Source organism: Streptomyces doebereineriae, assembly GCF_031845645.1.
GTDB classification, from domain to species: domain Bacteria; phylum Actinomycetota; class Actinomycetes; order Streptomycetales; family Streptomycetaceae; genus Streptomyces; species Streptomyces canus.
Map to the genome: position 1 here is coordinate 101,289 of NZ_JAVREZ010000023.1, position 15,671 is coordinate 116,959.

The 15,671-nt window shown below is 70.2% G+C and carries 15 protein-coding genes; 10 read left to right on the top strand and 5 right to left on the bottom strand.

Annotated elements, in window-relative coordinates; translation table 11 throughout:
• Positions 1-243: 243 nt before the first annotated feature.
• Both RNB18_RS42960 and RNB18_RS42965 read left to right on the top strand, forming a co-directional pair.
• Positions 244-825, top strand: a complete 582-nt coding sequence (locus RNB18_RS42960) for a TMEM165/GDT1 family protein (protein WP_311719563.1) — start codon at positions 244-246, stop codon at positions 823-825.
• 156 nt (positions 826-981) lie between these two features.
• Positions 982-1,650, top strand: a complete 669-nt coding sequence (locus RNB18_RS42965; protein WP_311719564.1) for an HAD-IA family hydrolase — start codon at positions 982-984, stop codon at positions 1,648-1,650.
• A gap of 49 nt (positions 1,651-1,699) precedes the next feature.
• On the opposite strand, the gene RNB18_RS42970 is transcribed toward RNB18_RS42965, so the two are convergent.
• The gene (locus RNB18_RS42970; protein ID WP_311719565.1) at positions 1,700-2,641 is read right to left on the bottom strand and encodes a peptidoglycan-binding domain-containing protein; all 942 of its coding nucleotides are present in this window, start codon (positions 2,639-2,641) and stop codon (positions 1,700-1,702) included.
• Positions 2,642-2,799: 158 nt separating this feature from the next.
• Between RNB18_RS42970 and RNB18_RS42975 the strand changes: the two genes are divergently transcribed.
• The 4 genes from RNB18_RS42975 to RNB18_RS42990 all read left to right on the top strand — a co-directional run bounded on the left by RNB18_RS42975 (position 2,800) and on the right by RNB18_RS42990 (position 6,855).
• A complete protein-coding gene (locus tag RNB18_RS42975) occupies positions 2,800-4,842 on the top strand; it encodes an MDR family MFS transporter (protein ID WP_311719566.1) in 2,043 nt (680 codons plus the stop codon).
• A gap of 87 nt (positions 4,843-4,929) precedes the next feature.
• Positions 4,930-5,622, top strand: coding sequence for a hypothetical protein (locus RNB18_RS42980; protein ID WP_311719567.1), 693 nt, complete (start codon positions 4,930-4,932; stop codon positions 5,620-5,622).
• Positions 5,623-5,627: 5 nt separating this feature from the next.
• Positions 5,628-6,305, top strand: a complete 678-nt coding sequence (locus tag RNB18_RS42985; RefSeq protein WP_311719569.1) for a hypothetical protein — start codon at positions 5,628-5,630, stop codon at positions 6,303-6,305.
• Positions 6,306-6,462: 157 nt separating this feature from the next.
• Positions 6,463-6,855 (top strand): hypothetical protein, encoded by a 393-nt coding sequence (locus RNB18_RS42990; protein ID WP_020116060.1) that lies wholly within the window; start codon positions 6,463-6,465, stop codon positions 6,853-6,855.
• Between the two features lie 10 nt (positions 6,856-6,865).
• Here the strand turns inward: RNB18_RS42990 and RNB18_RS42995 are convergent, their stop codons facing one another.
• Complete coding sequence (locus RNB18_RS42995; protein ID WP_057615190.1) at positions 6,866-7,537, bottom strand: O-methyltransferase; 672 nt, start codon at positions 7,535-7,537, stop codon at positions 6,866-6,868.
• Positions 7,538-7,623: 86 nt separating this feature from the next.
• A complete protein-coding gene (gene proP / locus RNB18_RS43000; protein WP_311719570.1) occupies positions 7,624-8,988 on the bottom strand; it encodes a glycine betaine/L-proline transporter ProP in 1,365 nt (454 codons plus the stop codon).
• Positions 8,989-9,300: 312 nt separating this feature from the next.
• Here proP and RNB18_RS43005 point away from each other — a divergent pair, with 312 nt between their 5' ends.
• The gene (locus RNB18_RS43005) at positions 9,301-11,349 is read left to right on the top strand and encodes a bifunctional glycosyltransferase 87/phosphatase PAP2 family protein (protein WP_394817766.1); all 2,049 of its coding nucleotides are present in this window, start codon (positions 9,301-9,303) and stop codon (positions 11,347-11,349) included.
• On the opposite strand, the gene RNB18_RS43010 is transcribed toward RNB18_RS43005, so the two are convergent.
• On the bottom strand, positions 11,336-12,574 hold the full coding sequence (locus tag RNB18_RS43010) for a cytochrome P450 (RefSeq protein WP_311719572.1): 1,239 nt from the start codon (positions 12,572-12,574) through the stop codon (positions 11,336-11,338). The two genes, RNB18_RS43005 and RNB18_RS43010, sit on opposite strands and share 14 nt — an antisense overlap.
• 241 nt (positions 12,575-12,815) lie before the next feature.
• Between RNB18_RS43010 and RNB18_RS43015 the strand changes: the two genes are divergently transcribed.
• Positions 12,816-13,985: a steroid 3-ketoacyl-CoA thiolase gene (locus RNB18_RS43015; protein ID WP_280857282.1), complete on the top strand. Its 1,170-nt coding sequence runs from the start codon at positions 12,816-12,818 to the stop codon at positions 13,983-13,985.
• 33 nt (positions 13,986-14,018) lie between these two features.
• On the opposite strand, the gene RNB18_RS43020 is transcribed toward RNB18_RS43015, so the two are convergent.
• On the bottom strand, positions 14,019-14,540 hold the full coding sequence (locus tag RNB18_RS43020) for a hypothetical protein (protein ID WP_311719573.1): 522 nt from the start codon (positions 14,538-14,540) through the stop codon (positions 14,019-14,021).
• A 98-nt stretch (positions 14,541-14,638) separates the two neighbouring features.
• Between RNB18_RS43020 and RNB18_RS43025 the strand changes: the two genes are divergently transcribed.
• Positions 14,639-15,142, top strand: coding sequence for a hypothetical protein (locus RNB18_RS43025; RefSeq protein ID WP_311719574.1), 504 nt, complete (start codon positions 14,639-14,641; stop codon positions 15,140-15,142).
• Position 15,143: 1 nt separating this feature from the next.
• On the top strand, positions 15,144-15,608 hold the full coding sequence (locus RNB18_RS43030; protein WP_311719575.1) for a pyridoxamine 5'-phosphate oxidase family protein: 465 nt from the start codon (positions 15,144-15,146) through the stop codon (positions 15,606-15,608).
• The last annotated feature ends 63 nt before the right edge of the window (positions 15,609-15,671 follow it).

The following is a 15,671-nucleotide window of genomic DNA, read 5'->3' on the forward strand; positions in this document are numbered from 1 at the left end:
TACATGACACGACAAGGTTTACGGCGAAACGATCACGTACGATGGATGGCGTTGAAGGGGAGTAGCTCTTCGCCGGACCGTCGACATACTGCTCAGCTCGTCTGAGCCGGCGCCCGGAGGCAGGTCGCGTGCGGCCCGCCAGCGAGACCTTCGGCCAGTAGTGCACTGACTGTGTGCTGCCGTGCCGAGGCGTCGTTTCGCAGGAACACTCTCGGTGGGGCAGCCCCGACCGATTGAGGACCCTTGATCAGCTTCACCGTGACGGCCGTGGTCTTCGGCGTCGTCTTCCTCGCCGAACTGCCGGACAAGACCGCGCTCGCCGGCCTCGTCCTCGGCACCCGTTACCGCGCCTCCTACGTCTTCGCGGGCGTCGCCGCCGCCTTCGCGCTGCATGTCGCGCTCGCCGTGGCGGCCGGCAGCGTGCTGACCCTGCTGCCGCAGCAGATCGTGCAGGCGCTGACGGGCGTGCTCTTCCTCGGCGGCGCGGCCGTCCTGCTGCTGAAGAAGGACGACGGCGACGAGGAGATCCGCAGGCCCGAGGACCAGTCGTTCTGGAAGGTCGCCGGGGCCGGGTTCATGCTCATCCTGGTCGCCGAGTTCGGGGACCTGACCCAGATCATGACGGCGAACCTCGCGGCCCGTTACGACGACCCGCTCTCCGTCGGCCTCGGCGCGGTGCTCGCGCTGTGGGCGGTGGCCGGCCTCGGCATCGTCGGCGGTAAGGCCCTGATGAAGCGGGTCCCGCTCAAACTCATCACCAAGGTCGCGGCGCTGCTGATGCTGGCGCTCGGGCTCTGGAGCCTGTGGGAGGCCGTGACCGGATGAGCTGAACGGTGAGTGAACTGTTACGGGCGGTTTCCGGAGATGGTGGCGGGAACCGGCCCGATTTTGTACCGTGGGGAAACAAAGTGGCTCCCGCTCGTTTTCCCTGACCGGCGGGCGGGGCCACCTTGTCTCTTCCGTCTGTGCTTGGAGCTGCCGATGACGGCCACCGCCGCCCCCACCGTGCTCACCGCCCGCGCCCTCCTGCTCGACATGGACGGCACCCTCGTCAACTCCGACGCCGTCGTGGAGCGCATCTGGCGCCGCTGGGCCGAACGCCAGGGGCTGGACGCCGACGAGGTCATGAAGGTCGTCCACGGCCGCCAGGGGCACGCGTCGATGGCGATCCTGCTGCCCGACCGGCCCATGGAGCAGAACCACGCGGACAACGCGCGCATGCTCGCGGAGGAGACCGCCGACATGGACGGTGTCGTGGCGATACCGGGGGCGCCCGCGTTCCTGGCCGCCCTGCGGGACCTGCCTCACGCGCTGGTGACCTCGGCCGACGTCCCGCTGTCCACGGCCCGGATGGCGGCCGCGGGGCTGGGGCTGCCCGATGTCCGTGTCACCGCCGAGTCCGTGGGGGCGAGCAAGCCGGACCCCGAGGGCTTCCTGAAGGGAGCGGCGGAGCTGGGTGTCGCGCCCGCCGACTGCATCGTCTTCGAGGACTCCGGGGCGGGAATCGCCGCCGGTAAGGCGGCCGGGATGAGGGTCGTGGGAGTCGGGGCGCGAGCCGCGGTGCACGGGCCGGATGTGGTCGTGGAGGATCTGACGCGGGTGCGGATCGAGGCCGGAGAGGACGGCGCGATTCGGCTCTCCGTCGGGTAAATCCCGTTCCCTCCGTCGGGCCCCGCAGGGCCTGCACCCGAAGCACGGCCTACGGCTCTCTCGTCTCCGACTCCAGCCGCTGCCGGGTCACCAGGTCGTACACCCCGTGCTCCGCCACCTGAAGCCCCCGCTGCCACTGATACGCGGAGACCGCGTCCTCGACCCCCTCGTTGTAGTGCCCGCTCGCCTTGCGCGCGTACAGCCCGATCTGGGTGAGCCGCAGCTCGAGCTCGACGACCTCCGGCCCCTCGGACCCGCGCCGCAGAACCTGCGGAGCCACCTCGCGTGTCGCGTCGGACCCGGCCGCCGAATCCGTCGCGGCGGAGGCCGTCGGGGTCGCCGAGGGCTCGGCGGACAGCGACGGGCTGGGCGAGGCGCTGGACCTCGACGGGGACGGGGAGGCCGACGGGCTCGCGCTCGCCGTGGCGGACTGGGGTGCGGAGGACGGCCGTACGGACGCCGCGGCCGTGGACGGGGACGCCGACGCCGCGGTCGTCGTCGCATCCGGGACCGCCGGCCGTACGTCCCCCCGTGCCGCCTCGTCCCGCACCGGCGACTCGTACGTGAACACCCCGCCGGCGAAGGCTGCCGCGGCGGCCACCGTCACGACCGCCCCGGAGGTGGCGAGGAGGACGGTGCGGCGTCGGGTGCGGCGGGGCGGCCCGTCGGTGGTCCGGACGGGTGCGGAGGAGTCGGCCTCCACCTCGAACAGGTTCAGATCGGTGCGGCTCGGGACGGTCGGCGGTGCCGGCACGCGCAGCGGCATCGTGACGTCCGGCGCGGGCACCTTCGGCACCGGTGCGGTCTCTTCGTCCAACTCCACGTACGGCCGTATGCGCAGCGGATCGAAGTCCTCCGCCGCGGCCGCCTCCGCCGTACGTGCGTCCCGCAGTGCGTCCGACGCGCGCTGGGTGCACCCGCAGGACGGGGTGTTGTCGGTCCCTCTCGGTGCCCCGCACTCCGGGCACAGATGGCCGTTCGACTCCGCCATGTGTTCGTCCCTCCCCTCACAAACTCCAGCGATTATGCAGAACCCCTCCACAGCCGACTTTCGGAAGCCCCCGGAATACCGGCTTCCAACAGGACTCAACAGGCCATAACCGGTCACACCGATCACGATGGACGTAACGAGAGCCACAGGAGGTCTTCATGGCCGCGCACCCGCACGGTATGACGGGGAATGTGAGAGACGAACAAGAACAACACGTCTCCGGCAACGTCCTCGTCTCGATCGGGGCCCTGCTGCTCGGGATGCTGCTCGCCGCGCTGGACCAGACGATCGTGTCCACCGCGCTGCCCACGATCGTCAGCGATCTCGGCGGCATGGAGCACCTGTCGTGGGTGGTGACCGCGTATCTGCTGGCGTCCACGGCCGCCACGCCACTGTGGGGCAAGCTCGGGGACCAGTACGGGCGCAAGCGGTTGTTCCAGACCGCGATCGTGATTTTCCTGATCGGGTCCGCCCTGTGCGGCATGGCCCAGGACATGCCCCAGTTGATCGCGTTCCGGGCCCTGCAGGGGCTGGGCGGCGGCGGGTTGATGGTGTTGTCGATGGCGATCGTCGGCGATCTCGTTCCGCCGCGTGAACGGGGGCGCTATCAGGGGCTGTTCGGGGCGGTGTTCGGAGCGACGAGCGTGCTCGGGCCGTTGCTGGGCGGGTTGTTCACCGAGCATCTGAGCTGGCGGTGGGTGTTCTACGTCAACCTTCCGGTGGGCGTGGTCGCGCTGGCCGTGATCGCCGTGGTGCTGCGGATTCCCCGCAAGTCGACGAAACACGTCATCGACTACCTGGGGACCTTTCTCATCGCCGCCGTCGCCACCTGCCTGGTGCTGGTGGCCTCGCTGGGCGGGAACACCTGGGCGTGGGGGTCGCCCCAGATCGTCGGGCTCGCGGTGCTGGGGGTGTTGCTGGCGGTCGCGTTCGTGGGGGTCGAGCGGCGGGCCGCCGAGCCCGTGCTGCCCCTGAAGCTGTTCCGGGTGCGGACCTTCACCCTGTCCGCCGTCATCAGCTTCATCGTCGGGTTCGCGATGTTCGGGGCCATGACCTATCTGCCCACCTTCCTCCAGGTGGTGCAGGGAGTCTCGCCGACCATGTCCGGTGTCCACATGCTGCCCATGGTGTTCGGGCTGCTGCTGTCCTCGACCGTTTCGGGGCAGATCGTCAGCCGTACCGGCCGGTGGAAGGTGTTCCCGGTGGCCGGGACCGCGGTCACCACGCTCGGGCTGCTGCTCCTGCACCGGCTCGACGAGACCAGTTCCACCTGGGTGATGAGCGTCTACTTCTGCGTGTTCGGGCTGGGGCTCGGGCTGGTCATGCAGGTACTCGTGCTGATCGTGCAGAACGCCGTGTCGTACGAGGACCTCGGCGTCGCCACGTCCGGCGCGACCTTCTTCCGGTCCATCGGGGCGTCTTTCGGGGTGGCCATCTTCGGGACCGTCTTCGCGAACCGCCTCGGGGACAAGCTGGCCGAGGCCCTGCGGGGTGCTCAACTGCCACCTGGAGTCTCGGTCTCGGGGCTCGAGGCCGACTCCCGGGGGCTCGCGGAGCTGCCGGGCTCGGTGCGGCCCGAGGCGCTGCACGCGTACGCCTCGTCGATCACCGATGTCTTCCTCTACGCCGCCCCCGTCGCGTTTCTCGGGTTCGTGCTCGCGTGGTTCCTCAAGGAGGACCGGCTGCGGGGGTCGGTCACGGCACCCGACGTCACGGAGACGCTGGCCAGCAATCCCGTGGAGCGGTCCTCGTACGACGAGGTGTGCCGGGCGTTGTCGGTGCTGGGGACCCGGGAGGGGCGGCGGGAGGTCTACCGGGACATCACCACGCGGGCCGGGTACGACCTGTTGCCCGCGTCGAGTTGGCTGGTGCTGAGGATGCGGAAGTACGGGTGGGTGGAGCCGGCGCTGCTCGCCGAGCGCACGTCCGTGCCGCTGAGCGCGATCATCGAGGCGGCGCGGCAGGTGGAGGGGCGGGGGCTGGCGTCACGGCAGGGTCTTGATCTGCTGCTCACCGAGCCGGGCCAGGAGGTCGCCGCGCGGCTCGCGGCGGCCCGGGAGGCGTCGTTGGGGGAGTTGCTGGGGGACTGGTGGGGGCCCGATCGGCCCACTGATCTCGCCCAGCTGGTGAAGGATCTCAACGACGAGTTGTGCGGCTCCGACCGGGAACAGCCGCATGAGGGGCCCGCGGCCCGGTTGTGATGAGGTACCTCCCAGGTCATGGCGCGATTGCCGCCTCCACACATGCGGAGACGGTTTGAACAAACCGTTCAGGGCAACCCGGCACACATGTCAACAGGCCTGATCATCGCTCTGATCGTGATCGTGGCGGCCGTCGTAGTCGTGGCGGCCGTCCTGACCCTGCGTGGCCGGGGACCGCAGCACGGCCGGGGCCTGAAGCGACGCTTCGGGCCCGAGTACGACCGCGCCGTCGCCCGGCACGACGGGGACGAGAAGGCCGCCGAGCGCGAACTCGCCGAGCGCGTCGAGCGGCATGGATCCCTGCGCGAGCAGCCACTGGAACCGGCGGAGCGCCAGCGGTACGAGGACCGCTGGGCGGCCGCCCAGGAACGCTTCGTCGACTCGCCTCGCGAGGCCGTCGCCGAGGCGGACCGGCTGCTCGCCGAGCTCGCCAAGGCCCGGGGCTTCCCGGACGGCGGGCAGTACGAGGAACAGTTCAACGCGCTGTCCGTGCACCACGCGCACCATGTGCACGGCTACCGGCGGGTGCACGCGGTGGCGGGTGCCCGCACGGACGCCCGGCAGGACGGCGACGGCCGGACGAACACGGAGGAGATGCGCGCCGCCATGGTGGAGGCGCGGGCCCTCTTCGAGGACCTCGTCGGCCCGCCGCGGAGCCGCGAGGAGTCCCGTACACCCACCGACGAGTCCCACGTGCGCGCGGGTCAGCCCCGCGACGGTCGCAGTGACGGCCGGGGGCACGCGTGGGCATTCAACAGGCGTCACGCGAAGGGGAGTTGAGTGACATGACGGATGCCGTGAGCGGGGCGGGCGAGGAACGGAAGGGCCGGACCACAGGCGACCCCTCGGGTGCTCGCAGCCCCATGGTGGCCCCCACCGAGGCCGAGGCACCGGACGCCCGGGGGCCCGCGACGGGACGCCCGACGGGAGTGCCTCGTGGTGCGGAAGAGGACCGTGGGGGCCGTGGGGAGCGTCGTGAGCCCATACCGGGGGCGATGACGCCTCCCGGGCGGGGTGACGAGGGCGGCTTCGGAGCCGACTCGGTCCCCGGCCGCGACAAGACCTCCGGCCTCGGTCGTGGGACCGAGCGGGGGCGGGACGCCGGTTCCGACACCGTCGGTGGCGTCGGAACCGGCATGGGCGGGTCCTCGAGCCCCGAGGGCCACGAGGCCCAGCTGCTGCCGCACGAGGAGTGCGACAAGCTCAGCGCGCGGCTCCAGCACGCCGTCGCCGGGTTCGTGGACGAGCCCCGGTCCGCCGTCGAGGAGGCCGACCACGTGCTGGAGGAGGTCGCCGCGCGGTTCACCGATGCCGTGAAACAGCGTCGGCGCACGCTGCGCAACTCCTGGCAGACCGGCGACGGCGGCCGGGACGAAAAGGCCGTCGGCGCCGGCGACACCGAGCAACTCCGGCTGGCGCTGCGGGACTACCGCGAGCTGACGGAGCGGCTGCTGCACAGCTGACGCATCGTCCATGCGTACGACCGGTCTGTCGCCCGGAGTCGGGCGGCAGGCCGGTCTTGGGTGCCTTGCACCGGACACGGCCGTGCCGGGCGATTTATCATGCGGCGGCGGTGGGCCAACGGGGCTGCCGCGCAAGGACCCTTCAGGAGGAGCGCACGTGCTCGAACTCACCATGGCCGTCGTCACCGCGGCGGAGGAGGGTGCCACGGCCGGGATGCAGATGGCCGACGCGCCCAGTGACCCGGGCACCGTGCTGCGGGTGGGCCGGGACAAGTCCGTGTGCCGGCTCGCGACACCCGACGACTGGCTGTTCGTCTCCCGAGTGCACCTGGAGTTCCTGTGCGGGCCCGAGGGTGTCTGGCAGGTGACCTGGCTCCAGGGCTCGCAGCCCGATCCCTCGTCCGAGGTACAACTGGTGGCCGGGGCCTACGCGCAGCCGCTGGTCTACGGCGGCTCGGTGACACTGCCCCGGGGCGGCAACGGCGAGATCGTCATCCGTGACCGCACCGCCCCGCGCAGCGTCAACGTCGGCTTCTACCACGAGGTGTGAGCGTGCCGGGTCACGGCAGCACGCGCGCCAGCGCGAAGCCGTCGTAGCCCTTGCTGCCCACCGTCTGGATAGCCGTGGCGCTGAGCCTCGGGTGCTGCCCGATCAGTTCGAGCGCGGTGCGGGTGCCCTGGACGTCGGAGGCGGGGTTGCCGGGATCGGCGACCCGGCCGCCCCGTACGACGTTGTCCACGACGATCAGGCTGCCCGCGCTGGTGAGCTTGAGCGCCCACTCCACGTAGTGCGGGTTGTTGGCCTTGTCGGCGTCGATGAAGACCAGGTCGAAGGGGGGCGGGTTCTCGTCGGCCAGCTGGGGCAGCGACTCCAGGGCGGGGCCGACCCGCACCTCGGCGATCTTGTCGAGGCCCGCGCGGGCGATGTTGCGGTTCGCGACCTCGGCGTTGACCGGGCTGTACTCCAGTGAGACCAGACGGCCGTCGGCGGGCAGGGCGCGGGCCAGCCAGATCGTGCTGTAGCCGCCGAGCGTGCCGAGCTCCAGGATCGTACGGGCGCCCTGGATCTGGGCCAGGAGCTGCAGGAGCTTGCCCTGTGGTGCCGTCACGGCGATGGACGGCAGGCCGGCGGCCTCGCTGTCGCGCAAGGCCGCCCGGAGCACGTCGTCCTCCGGGGCCAGATGGGTGGTGAAGTAGTCGTCGACGTCGTCCCAGAGCTGCGACTGGCTCATGCACCTGTGCCTTTCATATTTCTAGTTAGAGCAGCTAACTAGTTGCGCTAACGAATATAGTCCGGCACCCGGTCCCTGTCAGCGGATTACCGCTGCGGCGGCGAGCCCGGCAGCGGCCGGCCCGCCGACTCCGTCATGAACCACACCGCCACACCGCCGATCACGGCCGCGGCCATCATGTAGTAGGCGGGCATCATGATGTTCCCGGTCGCGCCGATCAGGGCCGTCACCACCAGCGGGGTCGTGCCGCCGAAGAGGGACACCGAGATGTTGAAGCCGACCGAGAGGGAGCCGTAGCGCACCCGGGTCGGGAAGAGGGCCGGGAGGGCCGACGGCATCGCCGCCGTGAAGCAGACCAGGAGCAGGCCCAGCGCGCCCATGCCGAGCGCGATCGCGAACAGGCTGCCCTGACGGATCAGCAGCAGGGCCGGTACCGAGAGAAGCAGGAAGCCCGCGCAGCCCGCGGCGATCACCGGGCGGCGGCCGACGCGGTCGCTCAGGGCGCCCGCGAAGGGCTGGACGACCATCATCAGCGCCATCACCGCGAGGACGACGAGCAGGCCGTGAGTCTCGTCGTACTTGAGCTCGCTCGTCAGGTAGCTCGGCATGTACGACAGCAGCATGTAGTCGGTGACGTTGAAGACCAGGACCAGGCCCACGCAGAGCAGCAGGGCCCGCCACTGGCCGGTGATCATCTCGCGCAGCGGGACCTTCGGGCGGCTCGACTCTGCCTTCTCGGTCTCGGCCGCGAACGCCGGGGTCTCCTCCAGGCGCAGCCGCAGATAGAGGCCGATGACGCCCATCGGGCCCGCGATCAGGAACGGGATCCGCCAGCCCCAGGAGACCAGGTCCTCGGTGGACAGCAGGGCCGTCATCAACGTGACCAGACCGGCGCCGGCGATGTAACCGGCCAGCGTGCCGAACTCCAGCCAGCTGCCGAGGAAGCCGCGCTTCTTGTCGGGCGCGTACTCGGCGATGAAGGTGGACGCGCCCGCGTACTCGCCGCCGGTGGAGAAGCCCTGGACCAGACGGGCGGCCAACAGCAGCAGCGGGGCGCCGACGCCGATCGTGGCGTACGACGGGATCAGACCGATGGCGAAGGTGCCGGCCGCCATCATGATCATGGTCACGGCGAGGACCTTCTGGCGGCCCACGCGGTCGCCCAGCGGGCCGAAGACCAGGCCGCCGAGCGGGCGGACCAGGAAGGCCGCGGCGAAGGCGCCGAACGTCGACAGGAGCTGGGCGGTCGGATTGCCGGACGGGAAGAAGACCTTGCCCAGGGTGACGGCGATGTAGCTGTAGACGCCGAAGTCGAACCACTCCATGGCGTTGCCCAGCGCGGCGGCCTTGACGGCGCGCTTCACGAGGGCCGGGTCGACGACGACGGCATCGGGGGAGCCGGGGTCGCGAGGGGCGTGGACAGGGTGGGTGAGGGCTGGGGCACTCGGCAAAACTTCGCTCGCCTGCCTTTCGACGGGGACAAGGGCAAAAAGCGACCATAGGTGGACTTGCCGGGTTTACGTAATGCTCACACCCGGTCGCGGAGCGTGCATAAATGTGCTGTATGCAGGTACCCCGTGCCTGGTCAGGGACGCGTCTTCCCGCGGTCCGTGTGATCCATCTCGCGCCCTGACCGAGCGACGGCACTCGCGGCGGACTATCGTCATTCGGACAAATGGAAGCGGACGTCAGGTGAAGCGGGGGTTGCCTGCGTCCCTTCTCATGGACGCATGGCACGACCGGAATTGAGAGGCCGACGAGGCGTGGCGAATGCGGAGCACAGTGGGACTACGGAGGTCCAGGCGCGGCTGCGCGCGGCCAGGCTGGCCCTGTGGCTGGTGGCCGCCGTCCTCGCCGTCAGACAGGTGGCCGTCGTCCTCAGTACTCCCAGAGGCGAGCGGCTGACGGACCTGGAGACCTGGGTCGGCCCGGACGGCGTCCTGCATGTGAAGGGTTCGCTGTACGACTCGACGCAGTTCACCGGTACCCCGTTCGGGGGACTCGTCCTGAAGCCGCTCACCCGTGCCGCCGAGCAGGCTCTCGGCTGGGGCTGGACCTTCGGCACCCTGCTCCTGGTCGTCGCCCTCGGCCTCGTCGCCGCCCGCGCCCTCCCCCAGCCGGTCGACCGCCGCACCTCCCTGCTCGCCGCGCCGGTCGCGATCAGCCTGCTCATGCTGTCGCTGCCCGTCCGCAACACGCTCTACCTCGGGCAGACCAGCATCATGCCGGTCCTGCTGGTCCTGGTCGCCTGCTTCGTCGTCCGGGGTGAGCGGGTCAGCGGCCTGCTCATCGGTCTCGCCGCCGCCCTCCAGCCCACGGTCCTGCTCTTCGCGCCCCTGCTCTGGTTCACCGGCCGCCGCCGGGGCGCCCTAACCACGGCCGCGACCTTCACCGCCGGCACCGCGCTGGCCTGGGCCGCGTTGCCGCACGACTCGTACACCTACTGGGTGCACCACATCGCGGGCACCGGACTCGGCGGTCCCGCCGACGACCTCTCCAACCAGTCCCTGCACGGCCTGCTGCTGCGTCTCGGTGTGGCCGGACCGCTGGAGATCTCCCTCTTCCTGGTCCTCGGCGTGGCCGTCGCCGCGCTGGGCGTGCGGCGGGCCGTGCGCTACGCCCGCGACGGCCAGCTGCTGCTCGCCGTCGCGATCACCGGGTGCGCGGCGATCGCCGTCTCGCCGACCACCTGGCAGCACCAGCTGCTGTGGGTGCTGCTCGCGGTCGTCGGGCGGGTCGGCAAGCGCGCCTCCGACCGGTATGTGTGGCCCGTGGCCGTCATCGTGGTGATGACCCTCCCGGCGTCGATGATGCTGCCGCACATCTCGGCGCTGTACACCCTGCGGGACAACGTGGTGCTGCTGGCCGCCCTCGCCGCCGCCACCGTGATTCCCTTCCTGTCGCGGACCTCGCCGTACTACCAGGCGCCGATCCCCGCGGCGTACGCGGCGCCGGTGCCCGCGCGGCTGCGGGGTGTGCCGCTGCTGCCGATCCTGCGGCGGGTGCTGACCCGGCCCAATCTGCTCCTCGAACTGCTGCTGATTCGTGTCACCTACGCCGCCTACCAGCAGGTCAGACTCGCGGCCACCGGCGGAAGCAACTCCGCGGGGCGGGCCACCGCCGAGGAGCACGGCCGGCAGATCCTGGACATCGAGCGCTGGCTGCACATCGACATCGAGCACTGGGCCAACCACGCGGTCGTCAAGGTCGACTGGCTGCGGAACTTCTTCGACTTCTACTACGAGTCCTTCCACTTCGTGGTGCCGCTGAGCGTGCTGGCCGTTCTGTACTGGCGGCGCCCGGGGGACTACCGGTGGGCCCGGGCCTCGCTCGGGTTCACGACCCTGCTGGCCCTCGTCGGGTTCTGGCTCTATCCGCTGGCGCCGCCGCGGCTCATGCCGGGGCTGGGGGTCATCGACACCGTGCACGGCGTACAGGACTTCTCCAAGCCGGACTACGGCACGCTCACCGCCCTGACCAACCAGTACGCGGCGATGCCCTCGCTGCACTTCGGGTGGTCGCTGTGGTGCGGGGTCGTCATCGCGATCATCGCGCCCCGGTGGTGGATGAAGGGACTCGGACTGCTGCACCCGCTGTTCACCGTCTCGGCGATCGTGGCCACCGGTAACCACTGGGTGCTGGATGCGGCGGGGGGTGCGGCGGTTGTGGCCGGTGGGTTCGGGTTGTCGTATGTGTTCCAGGGGCCGCGGGCTCGGGTGCTGGCCGTGGCGGCGCGGCGTGATGAAGAACGGGCCGACGGCCTCGTGGAGCCGTCGGCCCGGGGCGCCGGGACAAGGGTCAACCCAGGGTGACCTGAAGCTCCTTGACGCCGTTGATCCATGCCGAGCGCAGGCGGCGTGGGTCGCCGGCCGCGCGGAGGTTCGGCATGGCGTCGGCGATGGCGTTGAAGATCAGGTCGATCTCCAGGACCGCCAGGGACTTGCCGAGGCAGTAGTGCGGGCCTCCGCCGCCGAAGCCGAGGTGGGGGTTGGGGTCGCGGGTGATGTCGAAGACGTCCGGGTTCTCGAAGACCTCGGGGTCGTGGTTGGCGGCGGCGTAGAAGATGCCCACGCGGTCGCCCTTCTTGATCTGCTTGCCGCCCAGCTCCGTGTCCTGGGTGGCCGTGCGCTGGAAGGAGTTGACCGGCGTGGCCCAGCGGACGATCTCCTCCGCCGTCGTCGAGGGGCGCTCGGCCTTGTAGAGCTCCCACTGGTCGGGGTGGGTGAGGAAGGCGTGCATACCGTGGGTGATGGCGTTGCGGGTCGTCTCGTTGCCCGCGACCGCCAGCATCAGCACGAAGAAGCCGAACTCGTCGGAGTTCAGGTTGCCTTCGTCCTCCGCCGCCACCAGGGTCGTGACGATGTCCTTCGCCGGGCACTGCTTTCGGTCGGCCGCCATGTTCATCGCGTAGGCGATGACCTCCATGGCCGACTCCTGGCCGACCTCCTCGCTGATCGCGTACTCCGGATCGTCGTACGAGATCATCTTGTTGGACCAGTCGAAGATCTTCGCCCGGTCGTCCTGCGGGATGCCGATGAGCTCGGCGATGGCCTGGAGGGGCAGTTCGCAGGCGACCTGGGTGACGAAGTCGAAGGAGGCGCCGGGCAGGGCGCGCGCGGTGTCGACGATCGACTGGGCGCGGTTGCGGAGGCGTTCCTCCAGGGCGCGGATGGCCCTCGGGGTGAAGACGCGCTGGACGATTCCGCGGACGCGGGTGTGCTCGGGCGGGTCCATGTTGAGCAGGATCAGCCGTTGTGCGTCTATCGCGTCGCGATCGATGCGTTCGTTGAAGCGGATGATCGCCGTGTTGAGGTACGACGAGAAGATCTCCGGGTGGGTGGAGACGTACTTGACGTCCGCGTGCCGGGTGACCGCCCAGTACCCCTCGTCCTGGAAGCCGGCGACGTTCCCCGGCTGGGGGATCCAGCGCACCGGTTCGGCCCGGCGCAGTTCGGCGAACTCCGGCAGCGGTACGCGACTTTGCAGCAGGTCGGGGTCGGTGAAGTCGAACCCGTCGGGAAGCGCTGGACACGACATCGGCAACTCACTCCAGCCGTTCGACAGCTTTCTGACGGCCCATCAGGAACAGAGCTGCCGTGAAGGTAATAACGGGTTCTACAAGTGGCAAGGGGCATGGAGCCCTCAATTGTGTGCACGACCCTTGCGGTGGTGGGCGGCTCGTCAGCAGACTGCAAAGCAGCGCGAAGTAGAACACGTACTAGTTATGCGTGTTCTACGGAAGTTCCATGGATCCGTTCGGAGGAGAGGACCCGCACCCATGGCCGCCGAACCCGTGATCGTCGAAGCCGTCCGCACTCCCATCGGCAGGCGCGGCGGCGCGCTCGCCAATCTGCATCCCGCCTACCTGCTGGGCGAGACCTACCGTGAACTCCTCGGCCGCACCGGCATCCCCGCCGACGCGGTGGAACAGATCGTCGGCGGCACGGTCACCCACGCCGGCGAACAGTCCATGAACCCCGCGCGCACCGCCTGGCTGACCGTCGGGCTGCCGTACGAGACGGCGGCGACGACGGTCGACTGCCAGTGCGGCTCGTCCCAGCAGGCCTCCCACATGGTCGCCAACATGGTCGCGGCCGGGGTCATCGACGTCGGCATCAGCTGCGGTGTCGAGGCGATGTCCCGGGTGCCGCTGGGGTCGGGGTCGAAGCACGGGCCCGGGAAGCCGTTCCCGGACGAGTGGAACGTCGACCTGCCGAACCAGTTCGAGGCGGCCGAACGCATCGCACGCCACCGGGGGTTGACCCGCGAGAACGTCGACTCGCTCGGTCTGGTCTCGCAGGAGCGGGCGGCCGTCGCCTGGTCCGAGGAGCGCTTCAAGCGGGAGACGTTCGCGGTCCAGGTGCCGACCACCGAGGACGAACAGCGCGCCGGGCAGGGCATGTGGCGTCTGGTCGACCGGGACGAAGGGCTGCGCGACACGTCCATGGAGGCGCTGGCGGGCCTCAAGCCGGTCATGCCGACGGCGATCCACACGGCGGGCAACTCCTCCCAGATCAGCGACGGCGCGGCGGCGATCATGTGGGCGTCGAAGCGGATGGCGCGGGCGCTGAAGCTGAAGCCGCGGGCCCGGATCGTGGCACAGGCGCTGGTCGGGGCCGACCCGCACTTCCACCTCGACGGACCGATCGACGCGACCCGTGCGGTGCTCGGCAAGGCGGGCATGTCCCTGAAGGACATCGACCTCGTCGAGATCAACGAGGCCTTCGCGTCCGTGGTGCTCAGCTGGGCCCAGGTCTTCGAGCAGGACCTGGAGAAGGTCAACGTCAACGGCGGCGCGATAGCGCTCGGGCACCCGGTGGGAGCCACCGGGGCCCGGCTCATCACGACGGCGCTTCACGAACTGGAGCGCGCGGACAAGGAGTTCGCGCTGATCACGATGTGTGCGGGGGGCGGACTGGCCACCGGCACGATCATTCAGCGGTTGTAAATGACGAGGTGACGAAGGTTGCGGGCGGGGACCCTAACGCGGGGAGGGACTCGGCGGCTTGGTGCATGTCGACATGGCGCTCAGCGCGAGGGCGCCGGCGGCCGAAGAGTGCTGATCCGCCGTCTCGCCCAGAAGGGGGCCGACACCTGTGATGGCCTCCCAGGCGCCCGACTCCAGGAAGGTGGCGCCGTCGGTATCCACCTCGCCGCGCAGGCGCCATCCGCGCTCCTTGAGGCGGTTGACCACGCGCAGCAGGTCCTTCTCGCCGGGCTCGGTCCGGGAGAAGGCGGTGGAATCCGCCACGCACTCACGGTTCATGGGGTCTTTGACCACGGTCAACCCCAGGTCGAAGGACTTGGTGGCATAGCGGAAATCGCTGATCACCTCGTCCCGGGTCTTTGCTCCCGGGGACGGCGAGGCCGCGAGTCCGGCGGTGGCGGAGGCCTCGGATCGCGACCGCGGTGCGGCAGCCGGGTCCGAGCTCTCCTGACAGGCCGTGGCGAGCAGTGCGGCCGTCACGACCACCGCGGTCCGGGCATGCCGGAATACGTTCAAGGCTTCCCCCCAAGGAATGACCCGGCGCCGGGAGCCAGGCAGCACCACATCCTGCCATGGACATGATTCTGTGTTCGGGGAGTCGGTGGCCCGCGCCGATGAGTTCGTACCGCTGGCGCCGTCCTTACTCGCAGGAGGTGTTCGCGATGGGCGCGACGGTACGGCAGGAAGCTCTGGAGCGGCTGCGGGTTCTGGTCGGGGAGTGGGTGGTGGAGGCGGAGTTTCCCGGGCAGGCGGTGGGGGCCGGGCGGAGTGTGTTCGAGTGGGCGCTGGACGGGCAGTTCCTGGTGCAGCGGACCGAGGCGCCGAACCCCGCGCCGGACAGTACGTCGATCGTGTCGATCGAGCCGGAGACGGGGGCGTACACGCAGCACTACTTCGACGCGCGGGGGGTCGTACGCCTATACGCGATGAGCTTCGACGGCGAGGTGTGGCAGCTGCTGCGTGAGGAGGAGGACTTCTCCCCGCTGTCCTTCCGGCAGCGTTTCACCGGGCGGCTGAGCGCGGACGGCGACAGCATCCACGGCGTGTGGGAGCAGTCGAAGGACGGGTCGGCGCAGTGGGAGACGGACTTCGCACTGACGTACCGGAGGAGCCGCTGACATGAGGCCTACGGCGGAGAACGCGCGCGGGATCGTCGACGCGAGCCGGTACCTGGTGCTGGCCACGGCGGACGCGGAGGGGCGGCCCTGGTGTACGCCGGTCTACTTCGCGCATGTGGGGTGCCGGGAGTTCTTCTGGGTGTCCTCGCCGGAGGCGGTTCATTCGCGGAACATCGCGGTGCGGCCCGAGGTGGGGATCGCGGTCTTCGACTCGTCGGTGGAGATCGGCACCGGACAGGGTGTGTACATGTCCGCCGTCGCGGCCGAACTCGTGGACGGGGCGGCTTCGACGAGCGCGCTGGAGGTCTTCTCCCGGCGGTCGCTGGGGCACGGCGGTCGGGTCTGGACCCTCGACGACGTACGGGGCGACTCCGGGCTGCGGCTCTACCGGGCGGTGGCCGAGGCGCACTCGATGCTGGCGAAGGACGGGCGCCCGGATCACCGGGTGGCGGTGGATCCGGGCTGAGGGTGTCGCGGGCTGCACGCGGGGTTCGGGAGCGCGGTCCATCGTGGCGGCGGACGCGGGACG